The organism is Shigella sp. SIG3 (assembly GCF_053555855.1).
In genome coordinates, this window is record NZ_JBQZXE010000090.1 from 1 (window position 1) to 15837 (window position 15837).

Below are 15837 nucleotides of genomic sequence, written 5' to 3' on the forward strand. Positions count from 1 at the left end.
CTTGCGCCGGCACTGCCGATGATTAATGCCATTAATGCTCCCAGACCCATTCCTTTTGTCATCAGAACAGATGCCAGAGGGATAACCGCCTCAGCCCGGATATACAGCGGAATACCGACAACGGCGCTTAATGGGATGGCGAAGGGATTATCTGCTCCTGCATGAGCGGCAATCCACGCTGAGGGAATAAAGCCATAAATAAAAGATCCTATTAATACTCCTAACAAAAGATATGGCAGTACATCTTTAAACTGTTGCAACGCATCTTTGGTGGCTAGTTTTATGGGATTAATACTTACTACAGCTTTGGTACTGCAACAGGTAACTACGGGGTTCTCAATGGCTTTAGCCGCTGGACTACAACAACTCACTTTTATGGGCGTATATGTCGTTCCCGGCGAAGTTTTTGCTGGAGCACAACAATTTGCTGATGAGCTTTTACTGGCAATGATATGACGTTCAAACCCCAGAGAATCCAGGATAATACTGGCAAGAACGGAGACGCCGGCTGCGATAATCGCGTACAACAAGGTGACTTTCCAACCAAAGGTCATCCACATTAGTCCGACGATAATGGGATTAAGTAATGGTGAAACAAATAAAAAAGTGAGAGTCGGACCAAACCCGGCTTTCGCTGACAACAATCCACGTAACATGGGTATTGTCGAGCAACTACAGAACGGGGTAACGGCTCCCAACAGAGCAGCCAGGAGATAGCCTCTCCCTTTTCTGGCCCCCATCATCTGCTGGATTTTATGGTCTGGCACCTTTTGTCTTATCAGGCTGACACCGGCACTAATCACTATAAACAGCAACGAAAGCTCGACGGCGAGAAACACAAACATCTCTGCGGCATCTTGCAGCATCGCAAGCCAACTACTCATACGTAACCTCATTGGGTAAATCTATATTTCCAGAATAATCGAAATGAAATTCAGATCAAGATATTTCTGGTATTATCGAAATATCAACCAGACAGAGGGGTGTCATATGCAGTTGGAAGAAGTCGCTAAAGCGCTGAAAGAGCTAGGTCACCCGACCCGTTTGTTCATATTTAAACATCTTGTCAAAGCCGGGGAACAAGGGTTGCCGGTCGGTGAGTTGCAAAAGCAGCTTGGGATACCTGGCTCCACACTCAGCCACCATATATCAGCACTGGTATCGGTAGGACTGGTCAAACAAAACCGTGAGAGTCGGACGCTGATGTGTGTTTCGCAATACGCAATGCTGGAAGCGATAATTGAATTCTTACGCGAGGAGTGCTGCGTAAATAGCAAAATTGCCTGATGCGCTACGCTCTACATATTTCATGCCATATATTGAATTTGCACGGTTTTGTAGGTCGGATAAGACGCGTTAGCGTCGCATCCGACATAAACAAAGCGCACTTTACCAACTATCGGCAGTGGATATCGCCGCTTTATTTCAGGCGCTTACCCGCTTCATCAACCACTTTCTCGCCATCTTCCTTGGAGAATGCGCCTTTTTGCGCATCTGGCAGAATTTCCAGCACCACTTCTGAAGGGCGGCACAGGCGAGTTCCCAGCGGCGTCACCACAATCGGGCGATTAATCAGAATCGGGTGCTGAAGCATAAAGTCGATTAACCGATCGTCAGTAAATTTATCTTCCGCAAGGCCCAGCTCCTCATACGGTTCGACGTTTTTACGCAGCAGCGCGCGTACGGAAATCCCCATATCGGCAATGAGTTTGACCAGTTCATCGCGCGTTGGCGGAGTTTCCAGATAATGGATAATGGTCGGTTCTGTGCCGCTGTTGCGGATCATCTCCAGCGTATTACGCGACGTGCCGCAGGCCGGGTTGTGATAAATGGTAATGTTGCTCATATCAGTATCTCATTACAAAGTGAAAGAGAGACGTAGCGCCAGCGCAGCCAGCGTCACAAACAGCACAGGCAGGGTCATGATAATCCCTGTACGGAAGTAATATCCCCAGCTGATAGTCATATTCTTCTGCGAAAGTACGTGCAGCCAGAGCAGCGTTGCCAGGCTACCAATCGGGGTAATTTTCGGCCCCAAATCGCAGCCAATCACGTTGGCATAAACCATCGCTTCTTTGATAACGCCAGATGCCGTGCTGCCATCAATGGACAACGCGCCAACCAGTACCGTCGGCATATTGTTCATAATAGAAGAGAGGAAGGCGGTGAGGAATCCGGTGCCGAGCGTCGCGGCCCACAGGCCGTTATCCGCCAGCACGTTGAGTACGCCAGAAAGATATTCCGTTAATCCGGCATTGCGCAGGCCATAAACCACCAGATACATGCCGAGCGAGAAGATGACAATCTGCCAGGGGGCACCGCGCAGGACTTTACCCGTATTAATCGCATGACCGCGTTTAGCGACGACAAATAATATCAGTGCGCCCACAGCTGCAATGGCGCTCACCGGAATGCCGAGCGGTTCCAGGACGAAAAATCCCACCAGCAGAAGCAGTAAAACAACCCAGCCAGTTTTGAACGTAGCAGGATCTTTGATCGCTTCTGCGGGAGATTTCAGCAGCGCCATATCGTAGTTCTGCGGAATATCTTTGCGAAAATAGAGATGTAGCATCACCAGCGTGGCAACAATCGCGGCGATATCCACCGGCACCATCACCGAGGCGTATTCGCGAAAGCCGAGGCCAAAGAAATCAGCGGAAACGATATTCACCAAGTTGGAGACAATAAGCGGCAGGCTGGCGGTATCGGCAATGAATCCGGCCGCCATCACGAACGCCAGCGTCGTGCCTTTACTGAATCCTAAAGCCAGCAGCATGGCGATGACAATCGGCGTCAAAATAAGCGCCGCGCCATCATTGGCAAACAGGGCCGCAACGGCGGCACCGAGCAGGACAATCCAGGTAAACAGCAAGCGACCGCGTCCATTGCCCCAGCGTGAAACGTGCAGCGCTGCCCATTCAAAAAAGCCGGACTCATCCAGCAGCAGGCTGATGATAATGACGGCAATAAACGCCGCCGTCGCGTTCCAGACGATATTCCACACCACCGGAATATCACCCGGATGAACCACGCCCGTAACCAACGCCAGTACCGCGCCGAGCGTTGCACTCCAGCCGATGCCTAAACCTTTCGGCTGCCAGATAACCAATACGATGGTCAGGACAAAGATAGCGCCTGCCAGTAACATAATGCCTCCCGGATAAAACACATGTGCAAATCCATATGTGTTTAGCTAAATTTTTAACTGCAAATGTTCTTACTGTCTCCGGAACAGTTTTGTCTGGCCAGGTTGCGGACAATTGCCTGAATCTTTTCCTGTTCACATCGCCAGGCTTCATCAATAATTTTCGCCGCCCATGCTGGAATATGCGGCGATAAGCGGTAATGAACCCACTTACCTTGCTTGCGGTCCAGCAATAGCCCGCTTTCACGCAGCAATGCCAGATGGCGGGATATCTTGGGCTGCGACTGATCGAGGGCAGTGCAGAGATCGCAGACGCATAACTCTCCCAGTTCGCTAAGCAGTAAAACGATGCCCAGACGGGTTTCATCAGCAAGAATTTTGAACAATTGGATGGGTAACAGAAATGACATATTGCGCTCCTGATTGTTGCAGGTAGTGTCTCTCTTCGAAGCGGATAAGTCAAAAACATATATGACTTAACGAATGTGTAAGTGCAGAGGAAGGTAATAGGTGTGAATTTTGAGTTGGCTATTCATTTGAAAGGCGGTTTGAATCAGGACGTAAAAAAAACCGACTTTGCGTCGGTTTTTTTACTCTTCAGCCTGAGTTGGTGGCTCTGGCTGGAGTGAGAATGCCCACATCTAACGGTTCAATACTATTAGCCAGTGGCTAACATTGCAAGCGTTAGCGATTTCTTCAGCTGGAGAAGGGACAGTTTGCTATACATGGTGGTGAAAGAGGATTTATATACTTTCATCGGGTCGCTGCCGTACCAAGCCTTGTCCGAATCCGGACGTAAAAAAACCGACTTCGCGTCGGTTTTTTTACTCTTCAGCCCAGAGTTGGTGGCTCTGGCTGGAGTGAGAATGCCATCATCTAACGCATCAATGCTAATACCATACTGAAACTATTGCAAGGTTATGCTGGTTATTTAGCCTAATTACACTGTATGATTATCCAGTTAGCTCTGAGGCATTTTCACTCTGGCAATGCGCATAAACGCTTTCAAAGTCCTGGTCAGAAGTACGGGTGGTGCCGTTAACTGATGCTCTGGCCGGAGTGAGATTGCCCACATCTAACAATGAGGCATGCGCCGTGACAGGCAGTGGATGAGTAAGCGGATGCATTCTCACTCCATCGCATGGAGAAAACGGGTGATTGATAAAGCAATCATCGTTCTTGGGGCGTTAATTGTGCTGCTGGAACTGATCCGCTTTCTGCTTCAGCTTCTGAACTGATAGCGGAAACGTAATTAAGGGCTAAGAGCACACTACTCTTAGCCCTTTAACATTTAACGCATGGTCACGAACTCTTCTGCCGCCGTTGGGTGAATGGCGACGGTATTGTCGAAGTCTTTTTTGGTTGCGCCCATCTTCAGCGCCACCGCGAAGCCCTGCAACATTTCGTCCATACCAAAGCCAATGCCGTGAATACCGACAATCTTCTCTTCTGGCCCAACGCACACCAGCTTCATGCGGCACGGCTGGCGGTGAGTGGTGACGGCGGTATACATCGCGGTGAAAGAGGATTTATACACTTTCACCTGATCGTCGCCGTACTGCTCGCGCGCCTGCGGTTCCGTTAAACCAACAGTACCAATCGGCGGATGGCTGAAGACCACGGTCGGAATGTTGCTGTAATCCAGATGCTCATCCGGCTTGTTATTAAACAAGCGTTCAGAGAGACGGCGACCCGCTGCAACTGCCACCGGTGTCAGTTCCACTGCACCCGTGTTATCGCCCACCGCGTAAATACCTTCAATATTGGTGTTTTGATATTTATCGACGACGATATAGCCTTTTTCGTTGGTTTTAACGCCAGCGGCTTCGAGGTTGATGTTGTCATTGGCAGGCTCGCGACCAATCGCCCAAATCAGGCAATCCACCGTTTCACTGCGACCATCTTCCAGCTCCAGCGTCAGGCTACCATCGGCATTTTTCACTACCGCTTTCGGGATGGCGTTGGTATGCAACTGTGGGCCTTCGGCGTTCATCACTTCGACCAGCGTTTCAGAGATCATCGGGTCGAAGCTGCGCAGCGGCGCATGTTTACGCACAAACAGATGCGTTTTCGCGCCGAGGCCGTTAATCACGCCAGCCAGCTCAACGGCGATGTAACCCGCGCCAACAACCGCCACGCGCTCTGGCAAAGCAGGAAGGGCGAAGAAGCCATCGGAATCAATACCGTATTCCACGCCTGGAATATCCGGGTGGCTCGGACGACCGCCGGTGGCGATCAGAATATGATCGGCCGTGATGGTTTCGCCGTTAACTTCCAGCGTTTTGGCATCAACGAAGCGGGCAAAGCCTTTGATTACATCAACGTTATTTTTACCGAGCACGTTTTCATAGGAAGTATGAATACGGTCGATATAGGCGGTACGGCTGGCGATCAACGTTTCCCAGTTGAACTTGTTGATGGTGGTATCGAAACCATAATCAGGGCCGTACATATGGATCGCTTCACGGATTTGCGCCGCGTGCCACATCACTTTTTTCGGCACGCAGCCGACGTTCACGCAGGTGCCGCCCAGCTCTTTGGCTTCAATCAGTGCGCATTTCTGGCCGTACATAGCCGCGCGGTTGATGGAGGCGATACCGCCGCTGCCGCCGCCGATGGCGATGTAATCATAGTGTTTAGTCATGACATATTGTCCTTATCGTTGATTACCGCGATTGTAGCGCGAGACGTAATAGGTGCCAGCAATGGCTGCAATTACTCCGGCACGATCCAGCTTACGGTGGCGTGCCCGGTACCTGCCGGAACCAGTTTGCTGTGCAGCCACGACAGCACGTTATTCATCTGCTGTTCCAGCTTCCACGGCGGGTTAATCACAATCATGCCGGAAGCGGTCATGCCACGGCGATCGCTGTCTGGCAGCACCGCCAGTTCAATTTGCAGAATTTTGCGAATGCCGGTCGCTTCCAGGTCGTGGATCATGCGCTTAATTTGCTGGCGCAGCACCACCGGATACCACAATGCGTAAGTGCCAGTGGCGAAACGTTTGTAACCTTCTGCTATCCCGCTGACCACCGCCTGATAGTCGGTTTTCATTTCATACGGCGGGTCGATAAGGATTAAACCACGGCGAGAAACCGGCGGCAGTTTGGCCTTAAGTTGCTGGAAACCGTCGGCTTTTTCGACGCGTGCACGGCTGTCTTTCTGAAATCCAGAACGCAGCAACGGGTAATCGCTCGGGTGCAGTTCGGTCAGTTGCAGGCTGTCTTGTTCGCGCAGTAGCTGGCGAGCAATCAACGGCGAACCGGGGTAGTAACGCAACTGGCCGCTACGGTTGAAGTGTTTTACCACATTGATGTACGCCTCCAGTTCTGCGGGCAAATCGTCCTGCTGCCAGATACGGGCGATACCTTCGAGATATTCGCCGGTACGCTCGGCATGTTCGCTACCTAACTGATAACGCCCGGCCCCTGCGTGGGTGTCGAGATAGAGAAACGGTTTATCTTTCTCTTTCAGCGACTCGATGATCAGGCTCTGAACGGTATGTTTAAGGACGTCGGCGTGGTTGCCAGCGTGAAAGCTGTGGCGATAACTGAGCATGGGTAAAGGTGTTCCGGTAAGTAAAAATTGGCCCGTATTCGGGGCGCACAAAAGCCTATCAGGACAGTATACCGAAAAGAGGCCGCCGCCGCGAAAGCGTAACGTTTCCCATTGAAATTCACTACACTTAACCCCATGCTACACACATTATGTAAAGCGCCTGTTGAGCGCTTCCTTAACCTCTTTAACCAGGACTGCGCTAATGACGAATCCGTTACTGACTCCCTTTGAATTGCCTCCGTTTTCTAAAATTCTCCCGGAACATGTCGTTCCAGCCGTGACTAAGGCATTGAACGACTGCCGCGAAAATGTGGAGCGCGTAGTAGCGCAAGGGGCACCGTACACCTGGGAAAATCTCTGCCAGCCGTTGGCGGAAGTGGACGATGTTTTGGGGCGTATCTTCTCCCCGGTCAGCCACCTGAACTCGGTGAAAAATAGCCCGGAACTGCGTGAAGCGTACGAACAAACCCTGCCGCTGCTGTCGGAATACAGCACCTGGGTAGGGCAACATGAAGGGCTGTATAAAGCGTACCGCGACCTGCGCGATGGCGATCATTACGCCACGCTGAACACGGCGCAGAAGAAAGCGGTTGATAACGCCCTGCGTGATTTTGAACTCTCTGGCATAGGTCTGCCGAAAGAGAAACAGCAGCGTTACGGCGAAATTGCTACCCGTCTTTCTGAACTGGGCAACCAGTACAGCAACAACGTCCTCGATGCGACGATGGGCTGGACCAAACTCGTTACCGACGAAGCGGGGCTGGCGGGGATGCCAGAAAGCGCGCTGGCTGCGGCAAAAGCCCAGGCCGAAGCGAAAGAGCTGGAAGGCTACCTGCTGACGCTGGATATCCCAAGCTACCTGCCGGTAATGACCTACTGCGACAACCAGGCTCTGCGCGAAGAGATGTATCGCGCTTACAGCACCCGCGCCTCCGATCAAGGCCCGAACGCCGGTAAGTGGGATAACAGCAAGGTGATGGAAGAGATCCTCGCGCTGCGTCACGAACTGGCGCAACTGCTGGGCTTTGAAAACTACGCCTTTAAATCCCTTGCCACTAAAATGGCAGAAAACCCGCAGCAGGTGCTGGATTTCTTAACCGATCTGGCAAAACGCGCGCGTCCGCAAGGCGAAAAAGAGCTGGAGCAACTGCGTGCCTTCGCTAAAGCCGAATTTGGTGTCGATGAGTTGCAGCCGTGGGATATCGCTTACTACAGCGAAAAACAGAAACAGCACCTCTACAGCATCAGCGACGAGCAGCTGCGTCCGTACTTCCCGGAAAACAAAGCGGTTAACGGCCTGTTTGAAGTGGTGAAACGTATTTACGGCATCACCGCTAAAGAGCGTAAAGATGTTGATGTCTGGCATCCGGATGTACGTTTCTTCGAACTGTATGACGAAAATAACGAACTGCGCGGCAGCTTCTACCTCGATCTGTATGCCCGTGAAAACAAGCGCGGCGGGGCGTGGATGGATGGCTGCGTAGGCCAGATGCGTAAAGCTGATGGTTCTCTGCAAAAACCGGTCGCGTATTTGACTTGTAACTTCAACCGCCCGGTAAATGGTAAACCGGCGCTGTTCACTCACGACGAAGTGATCACCCTGTTCCACGAGTTCGGTCACGGCCTGCACCATATGCTGACCCGCATCGAAACCGCTGGTGTTTCCGGTATCAGCGGTGTGCCGTGGGATGCGGTCGAACTGCCGAGTCAGTTTATGGAAAACTGGTGCTGGGAGCCGGAGGCGCTGGCGTTTATCTCTGGTCACTATGAAACCGGCGAACCGCTGCCGAAAGAGTTGCTGGATAAAATGCTGGCGGCGAAGAACTACCAGGCGGCGCTGTTTATTCTGCGTCAGCTGGAGTTCGGCCTGTTTGATTTCCGCCTTCATGCCGAGTTCCGCCCGGATCAGGGGGCAAAAATCCTCGAAACTCTGGCAGAAATCAAGAAACTGGTTGCCGTGGTGCCATCTCCGTCCTGGGGCCGTTTCCCGCACGCTTTCAGCCATATTTTCGCCGGTGGTTATGCGGCAGGTTACTACAGCTACCTGTGGGCTGACGTACTGGCGGCAGATGCTTTCTCGCGCTTTGAGGAAGAGGGCATTTTCAACCGTGAAACCGGGCAGTCGTTCCTCGACAACATTCTGAGCCGTGGCGGTTCAGAAGAGCCGATGGATCTGTTCAAACGCTTCCGTGGTCGTGAACCGCAGCTGGATGCGATGCTGGAGCATTACGGCATTAAGGGCTGATCATTCAGTGAAAATCTGCTTAATTGATGAAACAGGCGCCGGAGACGGCGCCTTATCTGTTCTGGCGGCCCGCTGGGGGCTGGAGCACGATGAAGACAACCTGATGGCGCTGGTGTTAACGCCGGAACATCTGGAATTGCGCAAGCGTGATGAGCCAAAACTTGGCGGCATCTTTGTTGATTTTGTTGGCGGAGCGATGGCGCACCGACGCAAATTCGGCGGTGGTCGCGGTGAGGCGGTGGCGAAAGCGGTGGGCATTAAAGGCGATTATTTGCCGGATGTGGTGGACGCCACCGCAGGGCTGGGGCGCGATGCCTTTGTACTGGCTTCAGTCGGCTGCCGCGTGCGGATGCTGGAGCGTAATCCAGTGGTTGCCGCGCTACTCGACGACGGCCTGGCGCGTGGTTATGCGGATGCGGAAATCGGCGGCTGGTTGCAGGAGCGGTTGCAGTTAATTCACGCCTCCAGCCTGACGGCGCTAACCGATATTACCCCACGCCCGCAGGTGGTCTATCTCGATCCGATGTTCCCGCATAAGCAGAAAAGCGCGCTGGTGAAAAAAGAGATGCGTGTCTTTCAGTCGCTGGTGGGGCCGGATCTTGATGCCGATGGATTACTGGAGCCTGCACGCTTGCTGGCGACCAAACGCGTGGTGGTAAAGCGCCCGGACTACGCGCCACCGCTGGCGAATGTCGCCACGCCAAACGCGGTTGTGACTAAAGGGCATCGCTTTGATATCTATGCAGGTACGCCAGTGTAAAAGTAAAGCAGGGTAGCGATAACGCTACCCTGCTTTCTGCAAGAATAATTAATGGCTTTCCGGCGTCGCAATCATGCGTTTCAGCCACGGCACCATCAACAGCATCACTACTGCAACGCCCAGCGTGACCAGACCAATCTTACCAAACACGTTGGTATAGACGGGCAACGTCTCAAGCGGATCGGTAATGTTGTCCGGCACCGCGGTAAATGTTGCCACATAGCCGCCCAGCAAGAACGCGGCAGCCTGCGTCAGGAACCACATCCCGAGAATAAAGCCCATCAAATGCTGCGGCACCAGGGCAGCAATCATCGCCAGGCCAAGGGCGCTAATAAACAATTCACCCAGGCTCTAGAATAAATACACCAGCACGATAAACCATGGCGATGTCAGCCCCTGGTCATCCGCAAACCACATTCCCGCAGCAGCAGTCGTCAAAAAGCCCAGTGAGCACATAAACATGCCGAGAGTAAATTTCATCGGCATCGAGAGGTCTTTGCCTTTGTTACCCAGATGCGTGTAAATGCCTGCCAGTATTGGGCTGGCGAGTACCACCCAGAACGGGTTAAGCGCCTGGAAGCTGACCGGGTTGATGGAAAAACCGAGAATTTCATGATGCACGTTGTTGATGGCAAAGAAGTTCAGCGATGTTGGCATCTGGGCGTAGAGAATGTAAAACACCACCGCTTCGAGCATCAGGACAAAGGCGACAAACATTTTATTGCGCCCGGTTTTATCCAGCTTGAATGCCTGACGAAAGAAGATGATGGTGACGACGATGGAGAGAACAATCAGCACCAGATTGGCGACTTCTACGTTGTGCATCAGCCATGCACATACGAAGATCATCACCACGCTGCCAAGTAATACGTACAACAGTTTGCTGAAGCTCATCGGCTTGAAGTCGGGTTCAGAACCAATGTCTTTCACCATTCCACGACAGGCGATGTAAACCAGTAATGCGATAATTAACCCCGCCCCGCACAGGTTGTAGGTGACTGAATAACCGAATCTATCAGCGATCACAGGGGCCAGCGATAACGCTATCAACGAGCCGATATTGATCGACATATAGAACAGGGTGAATGCGCCATCAAGCCGCGGATCTTTCGGCGGATAGCACTTCGAAAGCAAGCTGGCTGGGTTAGCTTTAAACAGGCCGTTACCGACAGCGATAGTCCCCAGGGCGATGAAAATCAGGTCAGGCTTAAGTAGCGACATGCCGGTCATGAAGTAGCCAATCGCCAGCACAAGTGCTCCAAGAACAATGGTGCGTTTGGTCCCCAACAGGTGGTCGCCGACATAGCCGCCAATGGAAATGAGGCCATAGACCAGTGCAGCAAAAGCACCAAAAGTGACAAAAGCCTGCTCTTGCGAGAATCCAAGCTGTTTAACGAAGAAAACCGCCAGTACGCCCTGCACGCCGTAGTAGCCGAATCGCTCCCATAACTCGACAAAAAAGATCATGAAAAATGGGCGAGGTTGCTGCAGCATCCCCATGGGTGTTGTTGTATTAATATTTATTAACCTTCCAATACCATCCTGAAAAGTATGAACGCGTAAGGGATAACGCGCGAAAAAGTTTACATCTGTCAGAGATTCTTAATATTGATGCGGTGAATAGATTAATACACTATTACAACAGAAAATAACCAGCTGATCACACTAATGATGGTGTTAAATTTTGTATTGGCAGGAGATTTTGATTGCGTACGCAGATCGTAGGCCAGATAAGGGGTTTACGCTGCATCAGGTAACAAGGCGCGCCAAAAAGCAAAACGCCCGCATATGCGGGCGTTCAGGAACACGTCGTGGAGGGATGATTATTCTTCTTCGTCGCGCAGCGGAACAATCAGCATATCAACGTGAACGGTGTTGATCAGCTGACGTGCGGAAGACATCAGTTTGCTCCAGAAGTCCTGGTGGTGACCACAAACCACCAGATCCATATCGTATTTCTTGATTGCATCGACCAGAACCTGGCCCAGGTCGCCGCTGCCGCTCAGGGTTTCAGTGATTGGATAGCCTGCATTAGTGGAAAGCTCGGTCAGCGCATGATGTGTCTCTTCAGAGATGCGTTTCTGCATATCACCCAGATTCACATCAATAAGCCCGGTGTATAGGTCAGAGTAGTTTACATCTACGTGGATCAGAGAAACTTTCGCATTGTAGGGGCGAGCCATAGAGACTGCTTTCTCTACCAGAACTTTGCTTTCCGGGGAGAGATCGACTGCGATGAGAATGTGTTTATAAGCCATAGTGTTACTCCTTCCATAAAGTTGTCGATGACTGGCCAGCTAGCGTTTCTTGTGCCGTTACGTCACCCGCGTCCTGCGAACTACGTGCGCGGGGCTAACCCAGCCGTAAAGATTCAGTGTTAAGACCATCCTTACCTTATAGCGACCCGGATGATCCGTCAATCCGCCTTGCTTACCCGTTAGATAAACAAATTTTCGACATGAATATATTGATAGTGGTTAACCTTCTGGAAAAAAAACAACCTGATCTCCTACACTATCTATAGAGCCGCTCGGATGTTGGTCACCACAAAAGCGGTTTCTCCAGGACCTGGTGTTAACTGATTGGCAGCGTATCGGGAGCGGTAGCCCCGGGGTGGAACTCCGCGGGCAGGTCGCCGGGGAGGAGGTATGATAAGCACCGTCGCATTATTTTGGGCTTTATGTGTCGTTTGCATTGTTAACATGGCGCGCTATTTCTCATCACTACGCGCGTTGTTAGTGGTACTGCGTAACTGCGATCCATTGCTCTATCAATATGTTGATGGAGGGGGCTTTTTTACCTCACATGGCCAACCCAACAAACAGGTGCGTCTCGTTTGGTATATCTATGCCCAACGTTATCGCGATCATCACGATGATGAGTTTATTCGCCGCTGTGAGCGGGTGCGTCGGCAGTTTATTCTGACTAGCGCATTGTGTGGTCTGGTGGTGGTCAGCCTGATTGCATTGATGATTTGGCATTAAGCACTTCAGCAATAATAACGCATAAAAAAAGCGGGCCAGTAAACTGACCCGCTCGTTTTGGTGCGTACGATTACAGGAACTGCAAGGAGAACCAGTACAGCCCGCCGGAAAGTAGTACCGCAGCCGGAAGGGTAAACACCCAAGCCATCAGAATACTGGTTACGGTTTTACGCTGTAAGCCGCCGCCATCTACCACCATCGTCCCCGCGACAGAAGAGGAGAGTACGTGAGTGGTGGAAACCGGCATCCCGGTATAACTCGCCAGGCCGATTGACACTGCCGCCGTCATCTGGGCAGACATCCCCTGAGCGTAGGTCATGCCTTTCTTACCGATTTTCTCACCGATAGTCGTTGCCACACGACGCCAGCCAATCATCGTACCGATACCTAACGCCAGCGCGACCGCCATGATGATCCACACCGGTGCATACTCGATGGTGCTAAGCATGTCGGACTTCAGTTTCTTCAACAGGCGCTGATCGTCAGCACTCACACCAGGCATCTTCACCACTTTGTCGATAGTGTCAGAAACGCACAGCATAATGCGGCGCATCTGGCTACGTTGATCAAGCGACAGCTTGTCGTAGCTTTCCACATCGGTGGTCAACATACCTTTCAGGCGGTTGAGCGCGTTAATGGTATTCGACGGATGGCAGTGGAACTCCGCAGGTTGCGTTGCGCCAGCTTCCGGAGCCGGTACTAACTGATCAGCACCGGTAGCCTGTTTGAGCAGCGCAGGATGCTGCTCAAAGTAAGCTTCGACGTTGTTGATGGCATCACGGGTACGGGTGATTTCGTAGCCAGTGGCATTCATGTTCACCACGAAGCCTGCTGGCGCGACGCCAATCAATACCAACATAACCAGACCAATGCCTTTCTGACCATCGTTCGCGCCGTGCGAAAACGCCACGCCGATAGCGGAAAGGATCAGCGCGATACGCGTCCAGAACGGCGGCTTTTTCTTGCCGTCTTTCTTTTCACGCTCCGCTGGGGTCAGGTGGATACGGGCGCGTTTCTTGGTGCCGCTCCAGTAGCGACGCAGCAAGAAAATCAGACCGCCAGCAAACACCAGGCCGACAATAGGGGAAACGATCAGAGAACCGAAAATACTTAATACTTTCGGGATATTGAGTGCATCCACCACTGACGTCCCGGTCATCAACGCATTGGTTAAACCAATCCCGATGATCGCGCCAATCAGCGTATGAGAGCTGGATGCAGGTAAACCAAAGTACCAGGTACCCAGGTTCCAGATAATCGCCGCCAGCAACATAGAGAACACCATGGCAAGGCCATGAGACGATCCCATATTAAGCAGCAGATCCGTCGGCAGCATATGCACAATGGCATAGGCAACACTCAGACCACCCAGCAAAACACCCAAAAAGTTGAACACCGCCGCCATAACCACGGCGAGCTGAGAACGCATCGCGCGGGTATAGATAACGGTTGCCACGGCGTTGGCTGTGTCATGGAAACCATTGATGGCTTCGTAGAACAGCACAAAAGCCAGTGCAAGCAATAATAACAGCCCGGTATGCAAATCCAGGCCAGCAAACAAATGTAGCATAGGACGTTACGCCATTTTGAGGACATGAACGCGGCGCATTATCAGTGACTTTCGCGGCGCGGGCAAAGTGAAATATAGACTTTTTTTGATTTGCCTCCTGTATGGATTTCACTCAAAAAATAATTATCTTATATAATTCAGGCAAATACTTCCTTTTAGTAATATTGATGCTGGTGCGACCACTGAGGAATCTTTACAATTCACGCCCGTTTTTTCTAAGAGGAGCGCAACGTGGAAAGGTTTGATGCCATTATTATAGGCGCTGGTGCGGCGGGTATGTTCTGTTCTGCGCTGGCAGGTCAGGCAGGACGCCGGGTTCTGCTGATCGATAATGGTAAAATACTAGGGCGCAAAATCCTTATGTCTGGCGGTGGGCGCTGCAACTTTACCAACCTTTATGTCGAACCAGGCGCTTATCTGAGCCAGAATCCGCATTTTTGTAAGTCTGCACTCGCACGTTTTACCCAGTGGGATTTCATTGATCTGGTCAATAAACACGGTATCGCCTGGCACGAGAAAACGTTAGGGCAACTCTTCTGCGATGACTCCGCGCAGCAGATTGTCGACATGCTGGTGGATGAGTGCGAGAAGGGCAATGTAACCTTCAGATTGCGTAGCGAAGTGCTGAGTGTGGCGAAGGATGAAACAGGCTTCACGCTTGATCTGAACGGCATGACTGTCGGTTGCGAAAAGCTGGTCATCGCGACCGGTGGGCTGTCAATGCCGGTGCTGGGCGCATCGCCGTTTGGTTATAAGATTGCCGAACAATTTGGCCTCAACGTGCTGCCGACCCGCGCGGGTCTGGTGCCATTCACTCTGCATAAACCGTTGCTCGAAGAGTTACAGGTGCTGGCGGGCGTGGCGGTGCCTTCCGTGATTACCACTGAAAACGGCACCGTTTTCCGTGAGAACTTACTCTTCACCCACCGCGGCTTATCTGGACCGGCGGTGTTGCAGATTTCAAGCTACTGGCAACCGGGTGAATTTGTCAGTATCAATCTGCTACCGGATGTGGACCTCGAAACCTTCCTGAATGAGCAGCGTAACGCACATCCGAATCAAAGCCTGAAAAACACACTGGCGGTTCATCTACCGAAGCGGTTGGTTGAACGCTTACAGCAACTCGGGCAAATCCCGGATGTTTCGCTAAAACAGCTCAACGTGTGTGACCAACAGGCACTGATTAGCACATTGACCGACTGGCGCGTACAACCCAACGGCACTGAAGGCTATCGCACTGCCGAAGTGACGCTCGGCGGCGTGGACACCAACGAACTTTCTTCACGGACGATGGAAGCGCGCAAAGTGCCTGGGCTGTACTTCATCGGCGAAGTGATGGACGTTACCGGCTGGCTGGGGGGCTATAACTTCCAGTGGGCGTGGTCGAGTGCATGGGCTTGTGCGCAGGATTTGGCGTCAATTGTGAAATAACCATGACGTTTTCCCGTCAGCCGTTTGTATATGTCGTTATTAAGTCATTTTGGTACGGTTCTGCATCCGACATTCTGGTGTTAACTCGCTGTTTTGTTAGCGAATTAACGCTATTGCCGTTGTGGTTATTTTATAGTGTATTTA

15 protein-coding genes and 1 pseudogene are annotated in these 15837 nt (G+C 51.8%); 7 read left to right on the forward strand and 9 right to left on the reverse strand.

The features are described from left to right. A partial coding sequence (locus ACUU1I_RS14945; RefSeq protein ID WP_449144852.1) for a permease occupies nucleotides 1-884 on the reverse strand: 884 nt, incomplete at its 3' end. Between the two features lie 106 nt (nucleotides 885-990). Between ACUU1I_RS14945 and ACUU1I_RS14950 the strand changes: the two genes are divergently transcribed. Then, entirely contained in the window at nucleotides 991-1287 is a 297-nt protein-coding gene (locus tag ACUU1I_RS14950) for an ArsR/SmtB family transcription factor (RefSeq protein ID WP_001175589.1), read from the forward strand. 133 nt (nucleotides 1288-1420) lie between these two features. Here the strand turns inward: ACUU1I_RS14950 and arsC are convergent, their stop codons facing one another. The 3 genes from arsC to arsR are packed head-to-tail and all read right to left on the reverse strand — an operon-like array spanning nucleotide 1421 to nucleotide 3555. Next, on the reverse strand, nucleotides 1421-1846 hold the full coding sequence (gene arsC, locus ACUU1I_RS14955; protein WP_000065769.1) for a glutaredoxin-dependent arsenate reductase: 426 nt from the start codon (nucleotides 1844-1846) through the stop codon (nucleotides 1421-1423). Nucleotides 1847-1858: 12 nt separating this feature from the next. Beyond that, nucleotides 1859-3148, reverse strand: coding sequence for an arsenite/antimonite:H(+) antiporter ArsB (gene arsB / locus ACUU1I_RS14960; RefSeq protein ID WP_000922639.1), 1290 nt, complete (start codon nucleotides 3146-3148; stop codon nucleotides 1859-1861). 53 nt (nucleotides 3149-3201) lie between these two features. Beyond that, the gene (arsR, locus tag ACUU1I_RS14965) at nucleotides 3202-3555 is read right to left on the reverse strand and encodes an As(III)-sensing metalloregulatory transcriptional repressor ArsR (protein WP_000008955.1); all 354 of its coding nucleotides are present in this window, start codon (nucleotides 3553-3555) and stop codon (nucleotides 3202-3204) included. Between the two features lie 744 nt (nucleotides 3556-4299). On the opposite strand from arsR, the gene dinQ reads away from it, so the two are divergent. Further along, nucleotides 4300-4383: a damage-inducible type I toxin DinQ gene (gene dinQ, locus ACUU1I_RS14970; protein ID WP_077697495.1), complete on the forward strand. Its 84-nt coding sequence runs from the start codon at nucleotides 4300-4302 to the stop codon at nucleotides 4381-4383. A gap of 53 nt (nucleotides 4384-4436) precedes the next feature. On the opposite strand, the gene gorA is transcribed toward dinQ, so the two are convergent. Both gorA and rlmJ read right to left on the reverse strand, forming a co-directional pair. After that, nucleotides 4437-5789, reverse strand: coding sequence for a glutathione-disulfide reductase (gorA, locus tag ACUU1I_RS14975; protein ID WP_000160805.1), 1353 nt, complete (start codon nucleotides 5787-5789; stop codon nucleotides 4437-4439). A gap of 71 nt (nucleotides 5790-5860) precedes the next feature. After that, complete coding sequence (rlmJ, locus tag ACUU1I_RS14980) at nucleotides 5861-6703, reverse strand: 23S rRNA (adenine(2030)-N(6))-methyltransferase (RefSeq protein ID WP_005052521.1); 843 nt, start codon at nucleotides 6701-6703, stop codon at nucleotides 5861-5863. A gap of 202 nt (nucleotides 6704-6905) precedes the next feature. Between rlmJ and prlC the strand changes: the two genes are divergently transcribed. Then, nucleotides 6906-8948 (forward strand): oligopeptidase A, encoded by a 2043-nt coding sequence (gene prlC / locus ACUU1I_RS14985; protein ID WP_005065284.1) that lies wholly within the window; start codon nucleotides 6906-6908, stop codon nucleotides 8946-8948. A gap of 7 nt (nucleotides 8949-8955) precedes the next feature. Further along, nucleotides 8956-9708, forward strand: coding sequence for a 16S rRNA (guanine(1516)-N(2))-methyltransferase RsmJ (rsmJ, locus tag ACUU1I_RS14990; protein WP_000686608.1), 753 nt, complete (start codon nucleotides 8956-8958; stop codon nucleotides 9706-9708). 48 nt (nucleotides 9709-9756) lie between these two features. Here the strand turns inward: rsmJ and dtpB are convergent. Continuing rightward, nucleotides 9757-11226: pseudogene (gene dtpB / locus ACUU1I_RS14995) on the reverse strand (dipeptide/tripeptide permease DtpB). Between the two features lie 153 nt (nucleotides 11227-11379). On the opposite strand from dtpB, the gene ACUU1I_RS15000 reads away from it, so the two are divergent. After that, on the forward strand, nucleotides 11380-11433 hold the full coding sequence (locus ACUU1I_RS15000; RefSeq protein ID WP_213061748.1) for a hypothetical protein: 54 nt from the start codon (nucleotides 11380-11382) through the stop codon (nucleotides 11431-11433). 98 nt (nucleotides 11434-11531) lie between these two features. On the opposite strand, the gene uspA is transcribed toward ACUU1I_RS15000, so the two are convergent. Beyond that, nucleotides 11532-11966: a universal stress protein UspA gene (gene uspA / locus ACUU1I_RS15005; protein WP_000323571.1), complete on the reverse strand. Its 435-nt coding sequence runs from the start codon at nucleotides 11964-11966 to the stop codon at nucleotides 11532-11534. Nucleotides 11967-12356: 390 nt separating this feature from the next. Between uspA and uspB the strand changes: the two genes are divergently transcribed. After that, nucleotides 12357-12692, forward strand: coding sequence for a universal stress protein UspB (gene uspB / locus ACUU1I_RS15010; protein ID WP_000626187.1), 336 nt, complete (start codon nucleotides 12357-12359; stop codon nucleotides 12690-12692). A 70-nt stretch (nucleotides 12693-12762) separates the two neighbouring features. On the opposite strand, the gene pitA is transcribed toward uspB, so the two are convergent. Then, nucleotides 12763-14262 (reverse strand): inorganic phosphate transporter PitA, encoded by a 1500-nt coding sequence (gene pitA, locus ACUU1I_RS15015; RefSeq protein ID WP_000902779.1) that lies wholly within the window; start codon nucleotides 14260-14262, stop codon nucleotides 12763-12765. A gap of 231 nt (nucleotides 14263-14493) precedes the next feature. Here pitA and ACUU1I_RS15020 point away from each other — a divergent pair, with 231 nt between their 5' ends. After that, complete coding sequence (locus tag ACUU1I_RS15020; RefSeq protein WP_000439150.1) at nucleotides 14494-15693, forward strand: BaiN/RdsA family NAD(P)/FAD-dependent oxidoreductase; 1200 nt, start codon at nucleotides 14494-14496, stop codon at nucleotides 15691-15693. The last annotated feature ends 144 nt before the right edge of the window (nucleotides 15694-15837 follow it).